We start from the raw sequence: 22299 nt of genomic DNA, 5'->3' as shown, positions 1-22299 counted from the left end.
TCCTAGTTTTCACGGATTTGGGGTGCGCAGCAGTCCGGCGATGTCGGGATCCAGTTGCTGCAGGGCCACGATGACCGCCACCCGGTAGTCGCGGCCGATGTGTGAGCGCACGGTGGTGGTGCGGCCACGCCTTTCGGGCGGTCTGATCTCGTCGATACGCGCTTCGAGGGCAACGATGAGTTCCTCGAACTCGGTGATGAGCCCGGAGAGGATCAGGACCTCCGGATCAAAGAGTGCTTCGGTGAGGATCGCAGTGTGAGCGATCCGGTCGATCACATCGCGGATGATCTTCTGGGCATCCGGGTTTCGGCTCGTTTCCTGCGCTACCGCGTCGAGGTCGATGTCCTTCAGCGGTACACCTTCCGTGTGCGGGGCGACGGGTTGCATGGCGTGCAGGGACACTGTGGCGTTGACGCAGCCCGTTCTGCCGCAAAGGCATTGCGCATCGCTGCCAGCGACCGGCATGTGCGCGATAGCTCCGGCGACGCCGGTCGCGCCGGAATACGGTCGTCCGCCGATGATCAACCCGACGTTCACATGGCCTCCGCAGTCGAGCAGCAGCGCGGAGCGCACTTCTCGGGCCTCGCCGGCAATCGTTTCGGCGAGAGTCATGGCCTGTGTCGAATCCAGGACGGCGGTCGGTATTCCGAGGGCGCGCGAGATCGGTTGGCCCAGCTCTACCTCGGACCACCCGAGCGCTTTAGATTCCACGACGAATCCGGTTGTGCTGTCGATGAATCCGGGTATGCAGATGCCCACGGCCGCGACGGAGCCGACAGTGGGGTCGTCGATCAGCTGTTTCGCGATCCGGATGATCGAGCGGATCACCGACGCGGCCGTTCTGTCTGCCGTGGGTGTCTCATCTTCGTGGGTGATGTTGCCCGTTGCGTCGGCGACGGCGACACGTGCGCGACGTTCGTCTATCCAGATACCGAGGACCCGACGTGCCTGCGGGTTGCAGCCGAGAAGTTTGCGGGGACGGCCGCGGTAACCGGGGCCCTCGACGCGGGAATCCAGTTCGACCAGGGTCCCGTCCTCGATCAGTTCACCGACGAGGGTGGTGATGGAGGGACGGCTCAGGCCGAGTCGATCAGCCAGATCGGCTCGGGCTAGCGGACCCTCGGTCCGCAACAGGTGGACGACGCGCTGGCGGTGCAGCAGGTGCAGCACCTGCTTTTCCTGGCGCACTGATTCTGACCGCTTCAGCGGAACCTCCTTGACGGCGTCGTAAGGTGGCTGCTATTAAGTTCGTCACAGAAATTAAATAGGTACCTAGGGCATCGGAGCCACGCCATGACCGCTAGTAATCCCCTCACCAACCCCCTGCTCGCCTCGTCGTCGTCGAGTACGTCGGCACGGCCGACGGTGTCTCGGAGAACAACTCAAACTACCGCGAAGATCGGCGCATACAGCGGCGTCGTGGTGGCGGGATGGCTGGTCGCCGCGGTAGCCAGCGGCTATGGCGTCGCCGCGGCCGACACCACCGGGTCGTCGTCGGATTCCTCCACGCCCAGCTCGACCGACTCTGCATCGTCGAGTGGGGCGTCCACCGGGACGGCAACGCCGACCGGGGCTGGCTCGAGTGGTGCGGGCAAGACTGGACCCGCCTTTGGGAAGGGCTGGACCAAGAAACCCGCCAAGCCGAAGCGGGCGGGCAAGACGTCGTCGGCCAGGGAGGTGGCGCCAGGTGTCACCGTTGGCAGCACTGGTGGATCGCCGAACGGTGATGATCAAAACGTTGGGACGCAGGAGGAATCGACCAAGCCCGTCAGAGTTGCCGAGGCGATTGAAGCGCCCTTGAAGGCTCTGTCGTCGATACCTGACAGGGTTCGGTCGACGGTGCTGGACCTGGCCGATGGCAAGGGCGAGCCGGAACTGGTGTTGCCGGACCTGCCCGCGCCGGCTGTTGCGTCGCCGCGGGCCTCGGAGACCGCGCAAGCCGTGCCGTCACTGAGTCAGGTGAAACTCAGTGACAGGGTGAAGCAGTCGCTTGAGCGGGTGGAGCAGGTCACCGGCACGATCACCGAGAAGGTGTCGGAGGAGATCGCCGACAAGCTCGCCGAGCCGAAGTTGGCTTCTACAGTGCACGAAGCCAAGACGCTCGCCGTTTCTACGGCAAGTGATGTTCAGATCGCCACCGCTGCGGTGGTCGCTCCGAAGAATCCGGTGATCAACCCTGCCGATGATGCGGCGGGGGTGCTCAACGGGATCGTCACGAATCTGTTGAATCCGTTCCTTGCACCGTCTCCCGATTCTCCGGAGCCGTTCACCCCGATGGCGTGGGCGGTCTTGGGCTGGGTGCGGCGCAATCTGTTCAATCAGGCGCCGGTGGTGAGTAATCCGACGACAACAGTGCAGACCGGTCAGACCGTGACCGGCAATATCGGGGTGACCGATGCCGAGGGTGATGCGTTGACATACACGGTCACGAAGGCTCCTGAGCACGGCACGTTGACGATCGATCAGAAGACGGGCGAGTTCACCTACACGCCGGATGACATCAACTACGAAGCAGCACAGACCGATTCGTTCACCGTGTCAGTCACCGACGGCGACAAGGTGAATCTGCTGGCGCTGTTCAAACCGCGTACTGCCCAGAAGGACGTCGACCTCACGGTGCTCAACCCCACAGTCGAGCGGGTCATCCTGGACCTGCCCGACGGCATCAAGAACCCGAACACCCCGCGGTTCTCCGAAGACGGTCAGTCCATCTACTTCGGGGCCACACCGGCTGAGGGGGGTCGCCAGGAGATCTACCGCATCGGCGTCGACGGCTCCAACGTCGAGTGCATCACCTGCGGCGTGTCCCCGGAAGTCACCGCAGGACTGTCGAGAGTCGTTCCGTTCCAGGATGGTTCGGGCCGCATCATGATCCAGGTCACGACGAGCCCCAACTCCTACGTCGTCTACGAAGAGACTGCCGACGGCAAACAGTTGGTTCCCGTCATCACGCCGCCGGCAGGGGCACGCGTGCTCGACCCGCAACGCGAGATGCGGATCTCTCCCGATGGGACGCACGTGTTGTTCAGTCAGATCCAGATGACCCCGCAGGGCCTCATCACGGCCGTGCCGGTGGTGGGCAGGCTCGAGCGGACGGATGCCGGCTATGAAATCGCCGATGCTCGCGTCGTTTACCCGGTCGGTGAGGGAAAGCAATGGACGCCTGACGGCAAGGGGGTGATCATTCTCGGCGGGCGCTATGAGGCCGGAAACGTCGACGACATCGTCGTCGACCTCGAGACCGGAGAGGTGACTCGCCTGACCGGCAACCTCGACTACGACGAGGACATCGACCTCTCACCCAACGAACAGTGGATCGCGGTCGGCAGCACCCGCGGGTACGACGCGCTGACACCGATGTCGCGGATTGTGCGGCCGGCATTCCTGCCGGCGGACATCCAAGGCGCGGTATACGAGGCTTACCGTGGAACCGGCGATGGAACGAACATCTCGAACCAGGAGTGGGCGTTGGCCGCCGAGGATGATCTTGACGGCGAGAACGGGGTTCCCTTGTTCGTCGACGGCGATGGATACACCGCCCGCAGCATGGCGAGCTGGAACAACACCGGCGATGCGGTCACTTTCTGGGAGGCCAGCCCGACCGGTGAATCCCGGCTGGTGATCGCCAATCTGAAGTACACGACAAGCGTCGGCCCGGTGGAAGGCGACAGGACTACGCCGGACCCGACATGGGCGCCTGAACTAAAGACCTATGTGCCCAGCGCGGCGCCGCTGCCTCCCACCGGAACGTATGCCGGCGCCGGTGGCGGCGCCGCGGTGGTCACCGAGGTCACCGATTCGACGACCGGTCACATCGTCCGCACCGTCACCTACACCGATTACGTCAACGAAGAGGGGATGATCCTCAACGGCACGGAATCAACGGACACCACCGCCAGCCAATCATCCATCCGCTACCTCGCCGATATCACCGTGACAGGCGAGCACACCGGATACCTCAAGGCGGACGCCACCATCAACAAGCTGCAGCGAACGATGACCGGCCACATCACCTCTGACCTCGACGGTGACGTAAAGAGTGTCAACGATCAGGACAGGATCGACGACGACAGGGCAAACATGTAGTCCTCGAACAGTTCGGCAACCCAACGGCTCCGACCCGCTCACTTCACGGCGAGTGTGTCGGAGCGGTTGGCGTTCAAGGGAACCGGGCGACGATCTGGATCTCGACCAGCGCACCGGGCATCGCAAGCTCGGTGACGCCGACGGCCGTCCACGCCGGATACGGCGCGGCCACGAATTCGTCCTTGACCTCACCGAACGTCTGCACGTGTTGCTGCAGGCCGACGTGATAGCTGGTGATGTCGACGACATCGGCGAACGTCAGCCCAACCTCGGCCAAAAGCCCCCGCAGGTTCGAGAAGGCCTGAGTGAACTGCGCCCGTGGATCCTCCGGAACCGACATGTCGGGACGCATCCCGATCATCCCCGAACAGCGCAGGTGATCGCCGTCGATCACCGCGGGAGAGAAGTGGTGGGCGTCGTACATCGGCTGCATCCATTCCGGCACAACGATTCTCATGGAGACCTTCCCGTGAAGAGACGCGAAAGCCCCCTATTTCCAAGGAAATAGGGGGCCGCCACGTCTGCTCGGCAGAGGAATTTAGACGCGCTCCACAGCGGGCAGCGCCGCCAGGATGTCGTTGACGCGGTCGCGGGCGTCGCCGAAGAGCATCTGCGTGTTCTCCCGGAAGAACAGCGGGTTCTGCACGCCGGCGTAACCCGAGGCCATGGAGCGCTTGAACACGATGACGTGGTCGGCGTTCCACACCGTCAGCACCGGCATGCCGGCGATCGGGCTGGTCGGATCCTCGGCGGCGGCCGGGTTCACGGTGTCGTTGGCGCCGATCACGAGCACGACCGAAGTGCCTTCGAAGTCGTCGTTGATCTCGTCCATTTCGAGCACGATGTCGTAGGGCACCTTGGCCTCGGCCAGCAGCACGTTCATGTGGCCGGGCAGGCGGCCGGCGACCGGGTGGATGCCGAAGCGGACGTTGACTCCGCGCTCACGCAGCTTGCGGGTCAGATCGGCCACACCGTACTGGGCCTGCGCCACGGCCATGCCATAGCCGGGCGTGATGATCACCGAGTCGGCCGTGCTGAGCAGATCGGCGGCGCCCTCGGCGTTGATCTCGCGGTGCTCGCCGTAGTCCTTGTCCTCGGCCGGCCCGGCCTCGATGCCGAACCCGCCGGCGATCACCGAGATGAACGACCGGTTCATGGCCTTGCACATGATGTAGGACAGGTACGCACCGGAGGAGCCGACGAGCGCGCCGGTGATGATCAGCAGGTCGTTGCCGAGCAGGAAGCCGGATGCGGCCGCGGCCCAACCCGAGTAGCTGTTGAGCATCGACACCACGACGGGCATGTCGCCGCCGCCGATGGAGGCGACCAGGTGCCAACCCAGCAGCAGGGCGAGCACGGTGACGACGATGAGCAGCCACAGGTGCGGCTCGATGACGAACCAGACGGTCAGTGCGGCGAAGACGACCAACGCGCCGACGTTGAGGAAGTTCTTGCCGGGCAGCATCAGCGGCGCGGACTTCATGCGGGCCGACAGCTTGAGGTTGGCCACGATCGAACCGGTGAAGGTGACGGCACCGATGAAGACGCCGATGAACACCTCGGCCGAGTGGATGCCGAGCATCTTCTCGCCGACGAGCTTCACGGCTTCCTCGCCGCCGAGGCTGTTCTCGACGTGCAGGTAGCCGTTCCAGCCGACCAGCACGGCGGCCAGACCGACGAAGCTGTGCAGCAGCGCGATCAGTTCGGGCATGCCGGTCATCTCGACGACCTTGGCGCGCCACAGGCCGATCGTGGCGCCGACGATCATGGCGCCGACCAGCAGGGCCAGGCCCAGCGGCTCGATCTTGCGGTCGAAGGCCAGAGCGATGGTGGCGATCAGGGCTACCGCCATGCCGGTCATGCCGAAGGTGTTTCCGGCCCTTGACGTCTCGTGTTTCGAGAGGCCGGCCAGCGCGAGGATGAACAGCAGGGCCGCGACGACGTAGGCGGCCGAGGCAACGTTTTCTAGGGTGAACATGGAGTCCGTTCCAAAGTCTCTATGGGTAGGGAGCGTCAGCTGCGGGAGAACATCGCGAGCATGCGACGCGTCACCGCGAAGCCGCCGAAGACGTTGATACTGGCCAGCAGGATGGCTACGAAGGCCAACGAGGTGATGGCGATGTCGCCGTGGCCGATCTGCAGCAGGGCACCCACCACGATGATTCCCGAGATCGCGTTGGTCACCGACATCAGCGGGGTGTGCAGCGCGTGGTGAACGTTGCCGATCACGTAGTAGCCGATCACGATCGCGAGCGCGAACACGGTCAGGTGAACCTGCAGTGCTGCGGGTGAGAGTGCGATCAGAGCGAACACGGCGGCCGCGGCGGCGAACGTGATGCCGAGCCGGCGCCCGGTCGACATTGGCTGCTTCGCTTCCTTGACCACCGGGGCGGCCGCAGCCTGCTGCGCGGCAGGCGCGGCGGAGACCTGCACCGGTGGCGGGGGCCAGGTGGTCTCGCCGTCGCGCACCACGGTCATCGAGCGCTGCACGACATCGTCCCAGTCGAGGACGACCTTGCCGTCCTTCTCCGGGGTGAGCAGCTTGAGCAGGTTCACCAGGTTGGTGCCGTACAGCTGGGAGGCCTGGGCGGGCAGACGGCCGGCCAGGTCGGTGTAGCCGATGATCGTCACACCGTTGTCGGTGACGATCGCCTGGTCCTTGACCGTGCCCTCGACGTTGCCGCCGTTGGCCGCGGCCATGTCGACGATCACGCTGCCGGACTTCATCGAGGCGACCATCTCGGCGGTGATGATGCGCGGTGCGGGCCTACCGGGGATCAGTGCGGTCGTGACGATGATGTCGACGTCCTTGCACTGCTCGGCGTACAGCTGCGCCTCGCGGGCCTTGTAGTCGTCGTCCATTTCCTTGGCGTAGCCGGTCGCGGACACCTCAGCGGCCTCGTTCGCCACGGACAGGTACTCCCCGCCGAGCGAGGCGACCTGGTCGGCGACCTCGGGCCGCGGGTCGGTGGCGCGCACGATCGCGCCCAGGCTGCCTGCCGCGCCGATGGCGGCCAGGCCGGCAACTCCGGCGCCCACGACGAGCACCTTGGCCGGCGGCACCTTGCCCGCAGCGGTTACCTGGCCGGTGAAGAATCGGCCGAAGGCGTGGGCGGCCTCGACGACGGCGCGGTAGCCGGCGATGTTGGCCATCGACGACAGCACGTCCAGCGACTGGGCGCGCGAGATACGCGGCACCGCGTCCATGGCCAGCACCGTGATCGGGCGGGTGGACAGCTTCTCGACGAGCTCGGGCTTGAGCCCGGGTGAGATCAAGCTCACGAGCGTCGCACCGTCGCGCAGCTTGCCGATCTCGGCATCATCGGGGGCGTTGACCTTCAGCACGACGTCGGCGTCCCACACGTCGCCGATATCGGCGCCGGCCTCTACGTAGGCAGCGTCGGAGAAGCTCGAGGCAGCACCGGCGCCGGTTTCTACGACTACCGCATAGCCGAGCTTGATGATCTGCCCGACTGTCTGCGGTGTGGCGGCGACGCGCGTTTCCCCAGGTAGGGACTCGCGCGGGATCCCGATGAGCATCGAATCCGCTCCGTTCTATGTGTTCAGGCCTCTTAGTTCAGCCTGGAAGAGTGTCGCATTTGTGTTCAGATAACGCCCATGCCCCTTTTGGGGGATGTGACCAAAGGCCCAGGTGGGGCTACAGCCAGTCACGACGTTTGAACATCACATACAACAGGATCACCAGCACAACAATCAAAGTGGTGCTGGCGACGAACCCGACGACGGTGTTGATCCCGGGGTAGATGACGTTCTGACCGTAGAAACCCGTGATGGCTGTGGGTACCGCGATGATGGCGGCCCAGCCGCTGAGTTTCTTCATCACGGTGTTGAGTCGCGCGTCCTGCAACGACAGGTTGGTCTCGAACACCGTGGTGACCATGTCGCGCAGAGATTCGGTCCACTCCGAGGCCCGCAGCACGTGGTCGTACAGGTCGGCGTAGAGCGGGTCGAGGTCGGGCGAGGTGGACGAATCGAGCCTGCGGTGCTGAATGGTGCTGACCACCTCGCGCATGGGTAGCACCACGCGGCGCAGCTCGACCAGGTCCTTGCGCAACTGGAAGGTGCGCCGTTGCAGGCCGTGCCGTGGACCGCCGTCGGCGAACAACTCGTCCTCGAGTCCCTCCATGGCGTCGTCGAGCGCCTCGACAGCCTCGAAGTGCCCGTCCACCACGACATCGAGCAGACCGTGCACCAGGGAGCCCACGCCGCACCGCTGACCGCCGAGGTCGTCGAAGCGCCGTGACACCTCACTCACGTCGAACTCGGTGCCCGCTCCGTTGGCATTGGGGATCCGGACGGTGATCAGGCCTCGCGGCAGGACGAATGCCGAGATGCGGTGTTTGACCAACAGCGACGTGTCGGGCGCCGCGTCCGGCGCCGGCTCCCGGGTGTCGACCGCATAGACCGTGAAGAACGTATGTGTGTGGTACACCGAGGCTTTGGTGCGTTCCTTGGGTGCGACGGCATCCTCGACGGCCCACATGTTGAGCCCGAGTTCCTTGGCCAGTGCACGTAGGGCGTCGTGATCGGGGTCGTAGATGTCGGCCCACACCAGGGTGTCCTGGTCGGCCAGATACTCCGAGATGTCCGAGAACGCGAAGCCGTCGACCGGCTTTCCGGAGCGCCAAACCCGCCCCTGCACCGTCTTCACGCGGCGGCCACCATCGGGAGCAGATACCGGCGCACATACTCGCGGGTGTCTTCCAGGCTGGTGAGTTTGATGCCGGTATGCGGAGTGACGATGAACGACAGCGTGAGTCGGGTGTGTAGCTCGGCGACGGTGCGGAGGTGGCGCTCCTGCGCCGGAGTGGTTTCGGTGGTCCCGTAGAGGTCGGTCCGCAATTGCGCGGCCGAGTGATCCGTCGCGAAATCGATGATGGCCCCGGCGTCGACGGTGAGGCTGGGCAGGATCGTCTCGGGTTCGGTGCGCAGGAGTTTCTTGAGCAGGGCGTGGTCCCGAAGGAAGGTCACCGTGAAGACGGTGCCGTAGACGAGCCGGTCTTCCAGGGTGTCGGCGTGCGCCCGGGCCTGGGCGCTGCCGTCGAGGTAGCGCCGCGCCTCGGACAGCACCAGTGCGTCGATGAGGGCGTCTTTGGTGGGAAAACGCCGGTAGAGCGTGGCGCGGCCGACGCCGCTACGGCGGGCCACGTCTTCCATCGTGGTGCGCCGGATGCCGACGAGTTCGGCCTGTTCGAGCGTGGCGGACAGGATTCGGCTGCTGATCGGGTCGGGATCGCGCACCCGGGCCAGCGCAGCGGGATCCGGTTCGGCGAGTCGCCGCACGAAGTCCGCTGTTCGTGTGGATGTCACCGAGGTTCTCCTTGCCCGCGTGTCCCGATCGTCGTAGCCTAACCATCGAGACGAGAGAGACGATGAGTGTCTAATTGTCTCGCACGTCTCATTCTAATGATCGGGTCAGGCGAGGGGGCGCATTTATGGACATCAAGTTGTGGACGCGATGGGTGGCACTGCACGCGGTGCCGAAGGCTTTCATGAGGATCCAGGGCCGCCTGGGCAACCCGCTGGCCGGACTGATCGCCAACCATGGTCGGGAAAACGACCCCTATCCGCTGATCGAGGAGGTCAGGCGGCGGGGCCCGCTGATCCGGACTCCATTCGCCTGGGTCAGTGCTGATCATGCAGTGTGCCGGGAAGTGCTGCGTGACAAGCGATTCGGTGTCACGCCGCCCACCGGCATGGAAATGCCGCGACCGCTGACGCGTTTACTGGAGTGGACCGATCCGTTGGTGGCCAACCCGGTCGAACCGCCGGCCATGGTCATCGTCGACCCGCCCGATCACACCCGGTACCGGCAGCTGGTGGCCCAGAGTTTCACTCCGCGGGCCATCGACAAGCTCGACAGTCGGGTGGCCGGGGTGACCGCCGAGCTCATCGAAAGTCTTTCCGCAACGCCACAACCCGATCTGATCGCCGATTTCGCGGCCACCCTGCCGCTGGTCATGATCGGCGAGATCCTGGGCTTGCCCGCCGACCGTCATGCGCAACTACTCGAGTGGGGGCACCACGGATCGCCGCTGCTCGACATCGGTATTCCGTGGCGGACCTACCGGCGTGCGGTCGACGGACTGCGCGGCATCGACACGTATCTCACGGACCACTTCGACCAGGTTCGTGCCGGGTACACGAGCGTCACGCCGTTCAGCCGGATGGCGGCGGCCCATGATCTCACCGATCACGAACTCGCGGCCAACGCAGCGCTTCTCATCGGAGCCGGCTTCGAAACCACCGTCAACCTCATCGGCAACGGAATCGTCCTGCTGCTCCGGCATCCGGAGCAGTTGGCCCTGCTGCGCGACAACCCTGACCTGTGGCCCGCCGCGGTGGAGGAGATCCTGCGCATGGAAAGCCCGGTGCAGATGACTGCGCGTACCGCGCGGTCCGACCTGGAGATCGCCGGACGACGCATTCGTGCCGGGGACATGGTCGTCGTGCTTCTCGGTGGCGCCAATCGTGATCCCCAGGTGTTCGCCGAACCCGACCGCTTCGACATCACCCGTGCCAACTCCCGCGAACATCTGGCCTTCGCGTCAGGTATCCACGCCTGCCTCGGCGCGGCGCTGGCCCGCATCGAGGGGGTGACCGCGCTGCGGTCACTGTTCGAGACCTATCCGGACGTGCGGCTCACGCAGGACCCGCAGCCACGTGGACTGGTCAATCTGCACGGCTACCGAGAGTTGCCTGCCGCCCTCGGCAACCGGCTTGTGCGGCCTCGCTCGTGACCTCGGCGCTGGTCAGGATAGTTGTGCAGGGGAGCTAGGTACTGTCGCTGGAATGACGAGCAGTCCGGTCGAGAGCCTGCTGGCGCGGGTCGGCGGCATCCAAGGCCTGGTGTACCCGGCTCTGCCCGTGACGACCTTCGCGGTGATCTCGGCAGCATTCGATCGCATCCCCGCAATCGCCGCGGCCCTCGGTGTGGCTGCGGCGATTCTGGTCTGGCAGTTGGTGCGCCGGGAATCGGCCCGGCCGGCGTTGTGGGGGTTCGCCGGCGTCGCGCTGTGTGCCGGCCTGGCCCTGGTCACCGGCCAGGCCAAGGACTTCTACCTGCCGGGTATCTGGATGGCATTGTTCTCGGCGCTGCTGCTCACCCTGTCGATCCTGATCAGACGCCCGCTCGTCGGCGTCGTCTGGGCCTGGATGACCGGCCGTGGCGGCGCTTGGCGCGAGGTCCCACGGGTGCGCCTGGCCTTTTACCTCGTTACCGCCGTGCTGGCTGCCGTGTCCTGGTCGCGCTTCCTGGTCCAGAACTACCTGTACGTCACCGATCAGGCCGGGCTGCTCGCCGTCGCGCGTATTGCCATGGGCTGGCCGCTGTTCGTCGTCACCACGTCACTGATCCTGGTGACCGTCCGCTACGCGATACGGGAGATGCCGCAACCCGCGGCCTGATCGGTGCCGATCGTCAGCTGTTGCCGGGGATCAACCCGTATTCGGCCAGCAGTTCACCGATCTCGTTGTCGGTGACCTTGCCGATCACGCGCTTGCGAATGATCTCCGGAACGGGCAGGTCGACCTCCTTGCCGTCGCGCAGATGTACCGTTCCGGCGATCAGTTTGCGGACGTCGTAAGTGGAGTTGAACACCTCCGGCACCCCGCGCTCGATCCCCAGCAGCTGATAGGCCGCCTCCATCCCGGTACGCACCGAGTACTCGGTGGTGAAGATGCAGTCGCGGGTGGTCTCGGCGAACTGACCGATGAACGCGAAGTTCACCGCACCGTCCGGGACGACGGCGGGACGGTCGCCCGCTTGTCGCGGCATGAAGAATGCCGTCACGTAGGGCATCATCACCGGCACGGTCTTGGCGGCATTGGCGGCCAGTTCGGGGATGTCGGCTTCCGGCACACCCAGGTGGTACAGCCACTCCTGAGTGATCTCCTCGCCGGTGCACTCGCTGAGCGACTTCTTCACGTAATCGCCTGGGGTGTCGACGAACAACCCGTACACCCACACCACGATCTGGTCGGCGGGCTGCTGCTTGAAGTGCGGCTGCCGGTTGACGGTCCAGCTCATGAGCCACTTGGAGTCGCGCGCCGTCACGATGCCACCGGTAACCACCTTGCCGGCGAACGGATCTCGCTTGCAGATCTTCTGGATATACTCGGGGATACGGTGATCCAGGGTGGTGACGGTGGCAGACTCCCACTTGGTCTCGGGGATGTGGCTGCCGAACACGTCGGGATGCCCGAACGACGAATCCTTGGCCGCGATGCGACGCCACAGGTCCCAGGCCGGGGCGGGCCCGGTGTTGAGCTTGGCGGGAGTCTTGTGGTCGCCGTCGTCGGAGTTCTCGGTCAGCGAGCCGATGGTGGTGATTACCAGGTCGTTCGGGCTGAGGTCGACGCCGCCCGGCCGGCCGTCCTTGATCCAATGGATCCTGGTGGCCTGCTTGCGGTTCGGCGTGATGTCGAAGTCGATGTCGGTGACCTCGGTGTCGAATTGGAAGGTCACCCCCTGATCCAGGAGCCACCGGTACATCGGCAGCACGAGCGACTCGTACTGGTTGTACTTCGTGAACTTCAGCGCCGAGAGATCCGGCAGGCCCTTGATGTGGTGGATGAAGCGGTGGATGTAGAGCTTCATCTCCAGCGCGCTGTGCCACTCTTCGAAGGCGAACATGGTGCGCCAGTACATCCAGAAGTTGCTCTCCAGGAAGTCTTTTCCGAACACCTCGTTGATGCGCTTGTTCTCCATCTCTTCGCGGGTCGCGAGGAACACCTTGACGATGTCCTTCTGCGCCTTGGCGTTGAGGGCGAACTTGTTGTCGGTGTGGGCATCCTCGCCGCGGTTCACGGTGGCCCGGCACAGGCTGTAGTTGGGATCGTCCTTGTTGAGCCAGTAGAACTCGTCGAGCACACTGGCGCCCTCGGTCTCGATCGAGGGAATGGTCCGAAACAAGTCCCACAGACATTCCATGTGGTCTTCCATCTCGCGGCCGCCGCGAACCACGAAGCCCTTCTCGGGTTCCTTGATGCCGTCAAGAGCGCCGCCCGGCAGCTGGAGCCGCTCCAGGATGGTGATCTTGTTACCCGGAAGCTGTCCGTCGCGGATCATGAATACCGCCGACGACATCGACGCCAGGCCGGCTCCGACGAACCATGCGGTCTTGTCTTCTACACCCTCTGGTTTGCGAGGGCGCGCGAATGCTTCGTAATTTCCACTGCTGTAATACATTTCACTCACTTCTCCTTGTCAGCTGTACTTGTAGAAGCCCTCGCCGGCGGCGAGTCCCAACTTTCCTTTGTCGATGTAGTTCTCTTTGAGCCATGCGGCGAGCTTCTGGGCCTCGGCATCTCCGTTGGCCATGATGTTGTAAGGCGTTGTCAGGCCGATGATGTCGTAGATCTGGAAAGGGCCGACGGGTGCGCCGGTGGCGATCCGCCAGGTGTCGTCGACGGCGCTGGGGTCGGCGTAGCCGCCCGCGGCGAGTTCGGCGGCCGCGTTGAGGAACGGCACCAGAAGTGAGTCGAGGACGTAGCCGGCCTTCTCCTTGTGCAGTTCGATCGGCACCATGCCGATGGCCTTGGCGAACTCGACCACTGCGGCGAAAACGGCCGGGTCGGTGTCGGCGGTTCCCATGATCTCGGCGGTGTTGAACTGCCACACGCGGTTTGCGAAGTGCAGGGCCAGAAACTTGTCGGGCCGGCCGGTGGAATCCTTGAGGTCGCTGGGCAGCAGCGTCGAAGAATTGGTGGCGAAGATCGTCTTGGCCGGCGCGAGTTCACCGAGCTTCTGGTAGGTCTCCCGCTTGAGATCGAGGATCTCGGGGATCGCCTCGATGACCAGGTCGGCGTCGGCCACCGCCGCGGCGAGATCGGAGGTCAGCGTGAGTCGGGTCAGTGCTTCCTGGGCCTTGCCGTCACGGGCGTCGGGTACCTCGTTGGCGTAGGTCTCGGCGAGCTTCCCGAACCGGCCCTTGGCCGCTTCGAGGACCTTGTCGTTGATGTCGTACGCCGTGACAGTGAAGCCCTTGAACGCGGATTGGAACGCGATCTGGGAACCGAGCACTCCGGTCCCGAGAACGGTCACCGTCTTGATCGAGTTCGTCACGATGTTTCTCCTTCTCGTGGTGTTGTGGTTGCCAGGAACCCCAGCACGATCTGGTTGATCTGCTGGAGCAGTTCGTGAGCGCCGTCGGCGCCCCACTTCATGCCGGTCGAGGGCTGGACCACCAACAGGTGCAGCGCCGCGAAGACGCTTCTGGCGGCGCGGTCGGCCTCGGCCTGCAGTTCGGTGTCGGTGTCCGGATCAGCCGGATGGTCGCGCGTCAGGCGCGCGGCGATTGCATCCTCGAGCCGTCTGACGTTGTCGAGGCCTTCGGCGCGGAAACGCTCGGTGGGAGCGCCGAACAGCAATTCGCGTTGGTATGCCGTCGCGTTGCCCGGCCGGCGTGCGGCCTCGGTGATGACGGGGGCCACCATCGCGAAGACGGCTGCGCTCGGATCGTCGATATCGGCGGCGTTGTGCATGCCCAGCTCGATGGCCTGCCGGAACTGGTCGTTGTAAACCATCAGCAGCAGTTCGGCTTTTGATGACGCGTACCGGAACAGGGTGCCGCCGGCGATGTCGGCCGCCTCGGCGATCTGGGCCACGGTGACGGACTCGAATCCGTGCGCGTCGAACAGTGAACTCGCCGCGGCGAAGATCCGCTGCTGCTTGTCCTGCATGTTCCGCGTCCGCCGGCCGGTCATGATCACCTCGCTAATGAGTGCGCTCATTAATGAACGTACTCACTATTTGCGAGCGATGTCAACCGGGGTGAATAAACTCAGCTCGATTTCAGACCTTCACCCGGCCGGCGCTCGCCGGTAGCAATACCCGAGTGAACGGAACGCTGCCTGGCTGCTGTCGTCGCTGAAGCCCATCGCCACCTCCTGCCTTCAGCAACAGAAAGCTGCCCACAGTGTCTGTGTTCGTCGACATCGTTCCCAGCGAGGCCGAAACCGGTCCGCCACGTACTGCCGCACCGTCCAATCGATGGCGTGCCCTGCTGATCAGGTCCGCACTGCCGCTGCTGTCGGTCGTGGTGTTCTTCGTGGTCTGGCAGGCCGTCGCCTGGGCCGGTATCTGGAACCAGACCTTCGTGCCCTACCCGTCGGCGGTCTGGCGTGCCTTCGTCGACGTTTCGACAACCCATGACGGTGCCCGCGGCTACGCCGGGTACCTGCTCTACGAGCACCTCTATATGACGTTGCGCCGCGTCCTGGCCGGTGTCGTCATCGGCGTGGTCGTCGGTGTCCTTCTGGGGCTTCTGATGGGCTCCGTCGGTTGGTTGCGCAGTGTGCTCGAACCGTGGCTGACGTTCCTGCGTGCTCTGCCGCCGCTGGCCTACTTCTTCCTGCTGGTGATCTGGCTGGGCATCGACGAGGCGCCCAAGATCACGCTGCTGGCCCTGGCCGCACTGCCGCCCGCCGCGGTGGCCACCACCGCGGCCGTAGTCGCCGCACCGGTCGGACTGCAGGAGGCGGCCCGGGCCCTGGGCGCCACCCGGACACAGGTCATCCGCGACGTCGTGGTGCCCTCGGCGCTGCCGGAAACCTTCACCGGAATCCGGCTCGCGGTGGGCATGGCGTACTCGTCGGTGGTGGCCGCCGAACTGTTCAACGGCATCCCCGGCATCGGCGGATTGGTCAAGGACGCAAGCAATTACAACAACACACCGGTCGTGCTGGTCGGGATCTTCGCGATCGGGATCTCGGGTCTGGTGATCGACGGAGGATTGCGGGCCGTCGAGCGGCGGGCTGTTCCATGGAGAGGGAAGATATGAAATTCAAGTCATTGCTGGCCGCTGCCGCGCTGTCGATGGTCGCGCTGGCCGGCTGCGCGGTGGACCACTCCGGGCAGAGCTCCGATAAGCCCACCATTCGCCTTGGTTACCAGTCCTTTCCGAGTGGGGACCTGATCGTCAAGAACAACAAGTGGCTCGAAGAGGCGCTGCCCGACTACAACATCAAGTGGACCAAGTTCGACTCCGGGGCGGACGTGAACACCGCGTTCATCGCCAAGGAGCTGGACTTCGGCGCCCTGGGCTCGAGCCCGGTGGCCCGCGGATTGTCGGCCCCGCTGAACATTCCGTACAAGGTGGCGTTCGTGCTCGACGTCGCCGGTGACAACGAGGCTTTGGTGGCCCGTGACGGCGCCGGCGTCAATTCGATCGCCGACCTGCGGGGCAAACGTGTCGCCACGCCGTTCGCGTCCACCGCGCACTACAGCCTGCTGGCGGCGCTGGCACAGAACGGTTTGTCGTCCGGTGATGTTCAGTTGATCGACCTGCAGCCGCAGGCCATCCTGGCGGCCTGGGAGCGCGGCGACATCGCCGCGGCGTACAGCTGGCTGCCCACGCTGGACCAGCTGCGCAAGACCGGCAGGGATCTGATCACCAGCCGGCAGCTGGCTAAGGACGGCAAGCCGACGCTGGATCTGGCCGCCGTGTCCGACGAGTTCTCCAACGCCCACCCCGAGGTCGTCGACATCTGGCGCCAGCAGCAGGCCCGCGCATTGAACGTCATCAAGAACGACCCGCAGGCCGCAGCCAAGGCGATCGCCGCCGAGGTCGGCCTGAGCCCCGAAGATGTTGCGGGACAACTGAAGCAGGGCGTCTACCTGACGCCGGCCGAAGTGGCGTCACCTGAATGGCTGGGTACCGAAGGGGCACCGGGGAACATCGCCGCCAACCTGCAGAGTGCGTCGCAGTTCCTGGCCGAGCAGAAGCAGATCCCCGAGGCCGCGCCGCTGCAGGCCTTCCAGGGCGCCATCTACACGAAGGGGTTGCCGGATGTCATCGCCAAGCAGTGACACGTCCGGCGGTCTGAAGATCAAGAACGTCGCCCACCGCTACGGGCGTGGCTCGGACGAGGTGACCGCCCTTGGCCCGGTGGATCTCGACGTCGAGCCCGGCTCGTTCCTGGTCCTGGTCGGGGCGTCGGGGTGCGGCAAGAGCACGCTGCTGCGCCTGATCGCCGGTTTCGAGACCCCGTCGGAGGGTGAGGTCGAGGTGTCCGGTTCCCGCCCGACGCCCGGTGTCACCTCCGGCGTGGTGTTCCAGCAGCCGCGGTTGTTTCCGTGGCGGACGGTCGGCGGCAATGTGGATCTGGCGCTCAAGTACGCCGGCGTGCCGCGCGAGCGACGGGTCGAACGGCGCGAGGAACTGCTGGAGCGCGTCGGGCTGGAAGGCACTGCCAAGCGCAAGATCTGGGAGATCAGCGGCGGCCAACAGCAGCGCGTCGCGATCGCGCGGGCGCTGGCCGCAGAGACCCCGCTGTTCCTGTTGGACGAGCCGTTCGCGGCGCTGGATGCGCTTACCCGCGAGCGGTTGCAGGAGGATGTCCGTCAGGTGAGCGCGGAGTCCGGTCGCACAACGGTTTTCGTGACGCACAGTGCCGATGAGGCTGCGTTCCTCGGTTCTCGGATCGTGGTGCTGACGCGCCGGCCCGGGAAGATCGCCGTGGACCTGCCGGTGGAACTGCCGCGCACCGGCGTCGACGCGCACGAACTGCGTCGCTCGCCGGAATACCTCAAGTTGCGGACGGATGTGAGTGAGGCCGTGAAGCAAGCCGCGGCATAACCTTCTGCGCCGAAAGTGACGCCATGGTCGTAGATCCTCTCGGGCAACGACCATGGCGTCACTTTCGCGGCTGGATCAGCTGACGCGTCGCTGCAGGAATCCGTCGATCAGGCCCGCGACCTCGTCGACGTGCGTCTCCAGCAGGAAGTGTCCGCCGGCGAGTAGGTGGATCTCGGCGTCGACGGCGTCTTTGGCGAAGGCGCGTGCCCCGTCGGGACCGAAGATGGGATCGCCTTCGCCCCACACGGCCAGCACGGGAACCGCGCTGGTGCGCAGGTATTCGTGCAGTGTCGGGTACAGCGGGGCGTTGGTCGCGTAGTCCCGGAACAGCTTGAGCTGCACCAGATCATTGCCCGGCCGGGCCACCATTGCCGCGTCGTGGACCCAGGTGTCGGGGTTGACCAGACTTTCGTCGGAAACCCCGGTCAGGTACTGCCATTTGATGCCCTCGATGCTCAAGGCGGTCCGTACGCCGGCCTCGGTCTCGGGGTTCTGCTCGCGCTGGTAGGCCCATACCCCGGTCCAGAAACTCTCGACGAAACCTTCGTCGTATCCGTTGCCGTTCTGGCTGATGATCGCGGTGATGGCGTCCGGGTGCCGCAGCGCCAGGCGCCAGCCGATCGGGGCGCCGTAGTCCTGGACGTAGATCGCGTAGCGGGACACCCCGAGTTGGTTGAGCAGGCCTTCGGTGAGATCGGCCAGGGCGTCGAAGGTGTAGTCGAAGTCGGTGACAGCCGGTGCATCGGAGTGGCCGTAGCCCAGGTGATCGGGGGCGATCACGTGGTAGCGCTCGGCCAGCCGGGGGATGAGGTCGCGGAACATGTACGAGCTCGTCGGGAAACCGTGCAGCAGAACGACTGTCGGGGAGTCGGGCGAGCCCGCCTCGCGGTAGAACAGCCGCTGCCCGTCGACGGTGGCGTAGCGATGATGAACGGTCATGTCTAACTCCTATAACTAGTTTTAGTGGTTAGTGACATCTAACGCCGGGAGGCATAACCTGTCAATAGTTCTTTGGAGGTTAGATATGGAGCTGACGGAGGTAGGGCTGAACGACGAGACCTTGCTGCTCGATCTGCTCAACACCACGCCGGTGGTGGAGGGAAAGCAATGCGACGTGCTTGCGCAACGGACGGAGGCGCACGCCTGGTTGCGCCGGCATGGGGCGACCGAAGCCGAGCTGACCGATCTGGTCGCGGCGCGGAATGTGCTTCAGGCGTTGGTGCGCGGGGCCGAGACGGCGGTCGCTTTGGAGCCCCTTCTCAGCGAAGCGGCACTGCGGGCACACGCGACCACCGACGGCGTGAGATGGGAACTTGATACCGACGATGCGATGCGCGGCGCCCAGCGGGCGATCCTGGCATGGGATGCGCTGCGAACTGGGAGTCCGGGGCGGCTACGTGCGTGCGCGAACCCGGATTGCCGGCTCTTCCTGATAGATCGGACCAAGCCCAACACAAAACGGTGGTGTTCGATGGCTACCTGCGGAAATCGCATGAAGGCGCGCCGGCATCACCAGCGCGCGAGGACTGCGAAGACTGACGAACAGTCCTGATTACACCGGGGGGTAGGCCGGCGGCGGATAGACGCCACGCAGACCCCAGGCCAGCCACGGAAAGAAGAAGTCGCTCTCGTCGCTGACGTCGTAGTCAGGATTGGGATCCATTCCCGCAGTCTAGACGTAGGACGGCGGGCCGGAACAGGGTCGGGAAGGGAATTGCCTACACTGATCAACCATCTAGTTGATTGATTTCCTGGGCAAGGTCCGGGCGATGCTGATAGTGAGTGTGCTATGTCATCCGATGCAGAGGGCGGCCGGGGCCGCGGGGGTGCGACTGGCAACGGGACATCCCGCCGCGATGAACTGTTGACCGTTGCCGCCAAACTGTTCGCCGCTCGCGGGTATCACGGCACCCGGATGGACGACGTCGCCGAGGCCGTCGGACTGAACAAGGCCACGGTCTATCACTACTACTCGAGTAAGTCGCTGATCCTTTATGACATCTACAAGGGCACCGCGGACTTCACCGTCGAGGCGCTCCACGATGACCCGACTGCCACGGCCCGGGAGACCATCTACAACTTCACCCGGCGACTGATGGTCGGCATCGCCAACGATCTCGAGCGCGCCGCGGTGTACTTCCAGGAAGGCCCGTACATCGCGGAGTGGTTCACCGAGGAGCAGGTGGCCTACATCCGGCGCGCCGAGACCCAGGTGTACGAGCATGTCCGCGACGTGATCGATCGCGGTATCGCGAGCGGCGAGTTCTACGACTGCGACTCCCACGTGTTGGCCCTCGGCTACATCGGCATGACGCTCGGTTCCTACCGCTGGCTGCGACCGCACGGACGAAGGTCGGCCCAGGAGATCGCCGTCGAGTTCAGCACGGCGCTGCTGCGCGGGCTGATCCGCGACGAGGGGATCCGCAACGAATCCCCGCTCGGTGTCGACGTCGAGGAAAGGGCTTAGAAGGTGACTGATCTGTTCCGATTGGACGGCAAGGTCGCCGTCGTCACCGGCGGCGGCCGTGGCATCGGCCTCATGATGGCCCGCGGCCTGTTGCAGGCAGGGGCGTCCGTGTACCTCTCGAGCCGCAAGGAGGCGGAGCTGGACTCGGCGGTGGAGGCGTTGTCCCCGCTCGGCCGGGTCTCCGCGGTGCCTGCCGACCTGGGAACCGTCGAGGGCGTTGCGACGCTGGCGACGGCGGTCGCCGAGCGAGAGGATGCGGTCCACGCGTTGTTCAACAACGCGGGCGCGGCTTGGGGCGCACCGTACGAGGAGTTCCCGGAGTCCGGGTTCGACAAGGTCTACGACGTCAACGTCAAAGGCGTGTTCCTGCTGACCAGGGCGCTCACGCCGCTGCTGAATTCCGCTGCCACCGAGGATGATCCCGCACGCGTCATCAACACCGGCAGCATCGACGGCATCGTCGCGCCCGGCAAGGGCCGCGACAACTTCTCCTACAGCGCCAGCAAGGCCGCTGTCCATATGCTGACCCGCCACCTTGCCGGCGAACTCGCCCCGAGGATCCTGGTCAACGCGATCGCACCGGGCCTGTTCGAATCCCGGATGACCAAGGAGATGCTGCGTGGCGGATCCGAGGCGGTGGGATCGGCCCTGCCGCTCGGCCGCATCGGGCAGCCCGACGACATTGCCGGGATCTCGGTGTTCTTGGCCAGCCGCGCCAGCGCGTACATCACGGGCGCGGTGATCCCGGTCGACGGCGGGGTCAGCACCATCAGGTGACGGGCAAGGTGAACCAGCCCCAGGCCAAGAAGGCGAACACACCGAGATAGATCACGTCGCCGGCCATGTAGAGCCACTCGCTGCGACGGAATCTGGTCGTGGCCGCACCGGCCATGAACAGTGCCAGGCCGCAGGCGGCCACGGGGGTGAGCACAGGCGCGATGCCTACCGCGGCGGGTAGCACCAGGCCGACCGCACCGACCAGTTTGATGGTCGCGATCACCTTGAGGTGACCGTCACCGAACTCATCGATCCAATGCTGGGTGGTGCCCATCGACCGGTACCTTTCCCGCGACATCAAGAGCAGGCTGGTCCCGCCTGCCGCGTAGGCCGCCGCGGCGATGATGGTGATGATCCAGAGGGTGGTGTTCATTGCGCGCTCCGTTTCGTGGTTACGTCGGGCCTCGTAGTTACGTCGGGCTCTGCCGACTCGTCACTCTTCTGACGGATCCGCGCGAGGAGAGGTAACTCATGACGCCCGAGGCATCACTGGCGGAGACATTCGAGCAACAGCGCCCGCGGCTGCTCGCGGTTGCCCACCGCGTCCTCGGGTCACGGGCAGACGCCGAGGACGCCGTCCAGGAAGCATGGCTACGCCTGTCCCGCCAGGACGCGGACTCGGTGGAGAACGTCGCCGGATGGCTGACGACCGTGGTGGGCCGTATCTGTATCGACACGCTGCGGGCGCGCAGCAGCCGCGCCGAAGTGTCCCCGGCCGCCGCCGATATTCCTGAACTCGTCGTCACCGAGGACGTCGACACCCCGGAGGACGCTGCGGTGCTCGCGGACTCGGTCGGGCTGGCGATGCTCGTTGTGCTGGGGTCGCTGCGACCGGACGAACGCCTCGCGTTCGTCCTGCACGACATGTTCGCCGTGCCGTTCGCCGAGATCGGGCAGATCCTCGACAGGTCGAGCGACGCCGCGAAGATGCTGGCCAGCCGCGCGCGCCGCAAGGTGCAGGACGTGCCGCCGCCCAGCCGGGGCCGCCGCCGGAAGCAGGAGCAGCGCGAGGTCGTCGACGCCTTCCTGGCCGCCGCCCGCGACGGTGACTTCGACGCGTTGCTGCGCGTGCTGGATCCCGACGTCAGCTGGCAGCGGTTCACGGCCGCCGGCGTGACCGTCGGAACCGGATCGGACGCTGTCATCGCTGCGGTTAGGCGCGGGCAGGGGACCCGCGTCGTCGCCCGGCGCGTGTCGGTGAACGGCGAGCCGGGGATCCTCGCGTGGGGGCCGACCGGTCGTCCGCTCAGCGTGATGGCCTGCACCGTTGACGGGGGCCGACTGGTCGGGATCGTGTCGATCCTCGACCCACGACGGCTGGCCCGGATGTCGCTGCCCGAGCCGCCTGCCGACGATTAACCTGGCGGC

Annotated in this window: 22 protein-coding genes; 10 read left to right on the top strand and 12 right to left on the bottom strand. The window is 65.3% G+C overall.

Annotated features, from left to right (window positions below):
- Positions 1–9 precede the first annotated feature (9 nt).
- Positions 10–1188: an ROK family protein gene (locus AB0I14_RS13215; protein ID WP_358021496.1), complete on the bottom strand. Its 1179-nt coding sequence runs from the start codon at positions 1186–1188 to the stop codon at positions 10–12.
- A 105-nt stretch (positions 1189–1293) separates the two neighbouring features.
- Between AB0I14_RS13215 and AB0I14_RS13210 the strand changes: the two genes are divergently transcribed.
- Positions 1294–4086, top strand: a complete 2793-nt coding sequence (locus AB0I14_RS13210) for a hypothetical protein (protein WP_358021493.1) — start codon at positions 1294–1296, stop codon at positions 4084–4086.
- A gap of 73 nt (positions 4087–4159) precedes the next feature.
- Here the strand turns inward: AB0I14_RS13210 and AB0I14_RS13205 are convergent, their stop codons facing one another.
- From AB0I14_RS13205 to AB0I14_RS13185, 5 genes are all read right to left on the bottom strand, one after another.
- Entirely contained in the window at positions 4160–4543 is a 384-nt protein-coding gene (locus AB0I14_RS13205) for a RidA family protein (RefSeq protein ID WP_358021490.1), read from the bottom strand.
- A gap of 81 nt (positions 4544–4624) precedes the next feature.
- Positions 4625–6064: a Re/Si-specific NAD(P)(+) transhydrogenase subunit beta gene (gene pntB, locus AB0I14_RS13200; RefSeq protein WP_358021487.1), complete on the bottom strand. Its 1440-nt coding sequence runs from the start codon at positions 6062–6064 to the stop codon at positions 4625–4627.
- A gap of 35 nt (positions 6065–6099) precedes the next feature.
- Positions 6100–7626 (bottom strand): Re/Si-specific NAD(P)(+) transhydrogenase subunit alpha, encoded by a 1527-nt coding sequence (locus tag AB0I14_RS13195; protein ID WP_358021484.1) that lies wholly within the window; start codon positions 7624–7626, stop codon positions 6100–6102.
- A 118-nt stretch (positions 7627–7744) separates the two neighbouring features.
- Entirely contained in the window at positions 7745–8758 is a 1014-nt protein-coding gene (locus tag AB0I14_RS13190; RefSeq protein WP_358021481.1) for a magnesium transporter CorA family protein, read from the bottom strand.
- Entirely contained in the window at positions 8755–9417 is a 663-nt protein-coding gene (locus tag AB0I14_RS13185; RefSeq protein ID WP_358021478.1) for a helix-turn-helix domain-containing protein, read from the bottom strand. Before AB0I14_RS13185 ends, AB0I14_RS13190 begins: the two co-directional genes overlap by 4 nt.
- 125 nt (positions 9418–9542) lie before the next feature.
- Between AB0I14_RS13185 and AB0I14_RS13180 the strand changes: the two genes are divergently transcribed.
- Together AB0I14_RS13180 and AB0I14_RS13175 are read left to right on the top strand one after the other, a co-directional pair.
- Positions 9543–10847, top strand: a complete 1305-nt coding sequence (locus AB0I14_RS13180) for a cytochrome P450 (RefSeq protein WP_358021475.1) — start codon at positions 9543–9545, stop codon at positions 10845–10847.
- A gap of 52 nt (positions 10848–10899) precedes the next feature.
- Positions 10900–11514 carry a DUF3159 domain-containing protein gene (locus AB0I14_RS13175; protein WP_358021472.1) on the top strand — a complete coding sequence of 205 codons (615 nt, stop codon included), beginning with the start codon at positions 10900–10902 and terminating at the stop codon, positions 11512–11514.
- Between the two features lie 13 nt (positions 11515–11527).
- On the opposite strand, the gene AB0I14_RS13170 is transcribed toward AB0I14_RS13175, so the two are convergent.
- Genes AB0I14_RS13170 through AB0I14_RS13160 form a run of 3 tightly spaced genes read right to left on the bottom strand, consistent with a single transcriptional unit; the run spans position 11528 to position 14841 of the window.
- Positions 11528–13297, bottom strand: a complete 1770-nt coding sequence (locus tag AB0I14_RS13170; RefSeq protein WP_358022794.1) for an oleate hydratase — start codon at positions 13295–13297, stop codon at positions 11528–11530.
- 18 nt (positions 13298–13315) lie between these two features.
- Positions 13316–14173 (bottom strand): 3-hydroxyacyl-CoA dehydrogenase, encoded by an 858-nt coding sequence (locus tag AB0I14_RS13165; protein WP_358021470.1) that lies wholly within the window; start codon positions 14171–14173, stop codon positions 13316–13318.
- Positions 14170–14841, bottom strand: coding sequence for a helix-turn-helix domain-containing protein (locus AB0I14_RS13160; RefSeq protein WP_358021467.1), 672 nt, complete (start codon positions 14839–14841; stop codon positions 14170–14172). The genes AB0I14_RS13165 and AB0I14_RS13160 overlap by 4 nt, the downstream gene beginning before the upstream one ends.
- A gap of 185 nt (positions 14842–15026) precedes the next feature.
- Here AB0I14_RS13160 and AB0I14_RS13155 point away from each other — a divergent pair, with 185 nt between their 5' ends.
- The 3 genes from AB0I14_RS13155 to AB0I14_RS13145 are packed head-to-tail and all read left to right on the top strand — an operon-like array spanning position 15027 to position 17687.
- Positions 15027–15890 carry an ABC transporter permease gene (locus tag AB0I14_RS13155; protein WP_358021464.1) on the top strand — a complete coding sequence of 288 codons (864 nt, stop codon included), beginning with the start codon at positions 15027–15029 and terminating at the stop codon, positions 15888–15890.
- Positions 15887–16918: a glycine betaine ABC transporter substrate-binding protein gene (locus AB0I14_RS13150; protein WP_358021461.1), complete on the top strand. Its 1032-nt coding sequence runs from the start codon at positions 15887–15889 to the stop codon at positions 16916–16918. Before AB0I14_RS13155 ends, AB0I14_RS13150 begins: the two co-directional genes overlap by 4 nt.
- A complete protein-coding gene (locus tag AB0I14_RS13145; RefSeq protein ID WP_358021458.1) occupies positions 16899–17687 on the top strand; it encodes an ABC transporter ATP-binding protein in 789 nt (262 codons plus the stop codon). The genes AB0I14_RS13150 and AB0I14_RS13145 overlap by 20 nt, the downstream gene beginning before the upstream one ends.
- Before the next feature lie 75 nt (positions 17688–17762).
- Here the strand turns inward: AB0I14_RS13145 and AB0I14_RS13140 are convergent, their stop codons facing one another.
- Entirely contained in the window at positions 17763–18626 is an 864-nt protein-coding gene (locus AB0I14_RS13140; RefSeq protein WP_358021455.1) for an alpha/beta fold hydrolase, read from the bottom strand.
- Between the two features lie 85 nt (positions 18627–18711).
- Between AB0I14_RS13140 and AB0I14_RS13135 the strand changes: the two genes are divergently transcribed.
- Complete coding sequence (locus AB0I14_RS13135; protein WP_358021452.1) at positions 18712–19239, top strand: CGNR zinc finger domain-containing protein; 528 nt, start codon at positions 18712–18714, stop codon at positions 19237–19239.
- Here AB0I14_RS13135 and AB0I14_RS13130 read toward each other — a convergent pair whose 3' ends face one another.
- On the bottom strand, positions 19240–19350 hold the full coding sequence (locus AB0I14_RS13130) for a hypothetical protein (protein WP_088305440.1): 111 nt from the start codon (positions 19348–19350) through the stop codon (positions 19240–19242).
- A 126-nt stretch (positions 19351–19476) separates the two neighbouring features.
- Here AB0I14_RS13130 and AB0I14_RS13125 point away from each other — a divergent pair, with 126 nt between their 5' ends.
- Complete coding sequence (locus AB0I14_RS13125) at positions 19477–20154, top strand: TetR/AcrR family transcriptional regulator (RefSeq protein ID WP_358021449.1); 678 nt, start codon at positions 19477–19479, stop codon at positions 20152–20154.
- A 3-nt stretch (positions 20155–20157) separates the two neighbouring features.
- Positions 20158–20931, top strand: a complete 774-nt coding sequence (locus AB0I14_RS13120; RefSeq protein WP_358021446.1) for an SDR family oxidoreductase — start codon at positions 20158–20160, stop codon at positions 20929–20931.
- Here the strand turns inward: AB0I14_RS13120 and AB0I14_RS13115 are convergent.
- Positions 20924–21304 (bottom strand): DoxX family protein, encoded by a 381-nt coding sequence (locus AB0I14_RS13115; protein WP_358021443.1) that lies wholly within the window; start codon positions 21302–21304, stop codon positions 20924–20926. The two genes, AB0I14_RS13120 and AB0I14_RS13115, sit on opposite strands and share 8 nt — an antisense overlap.
- 98 nt (positions 21305–21402) lie before the next feature.
- On the opposite strand from AB0I14_RS13115, the gene AB0I14_RS13110 reads away from it, so the two are divergent.
- Positions 21403–22290 (top strand): sigma-70 family RNA polymerase sigma factor, encoded by an 888-nt coding sequence (locus tag AB0I14_RS13110; RefSeq protein WP_358021440.1) that lies wholly within the window; start codon positions 21403–21405, stop codon positions 22288–22290.
- The last annotated feature ends 9 nt before the right edge of the window (positions 22291–22299 follow it).

This window comes from Mycobacterium sp. NPDC050441 (assembly GCF_040655355.1).
Classification (GTDB): Bacteria; Actinomycetota; Actinomycetes; order Mycobacteriales; family Mycobacteriaceae; genus Mycobacterium.
This window is presented reverse-complemented; position numbering and strand designations above follow the sequence as displayed.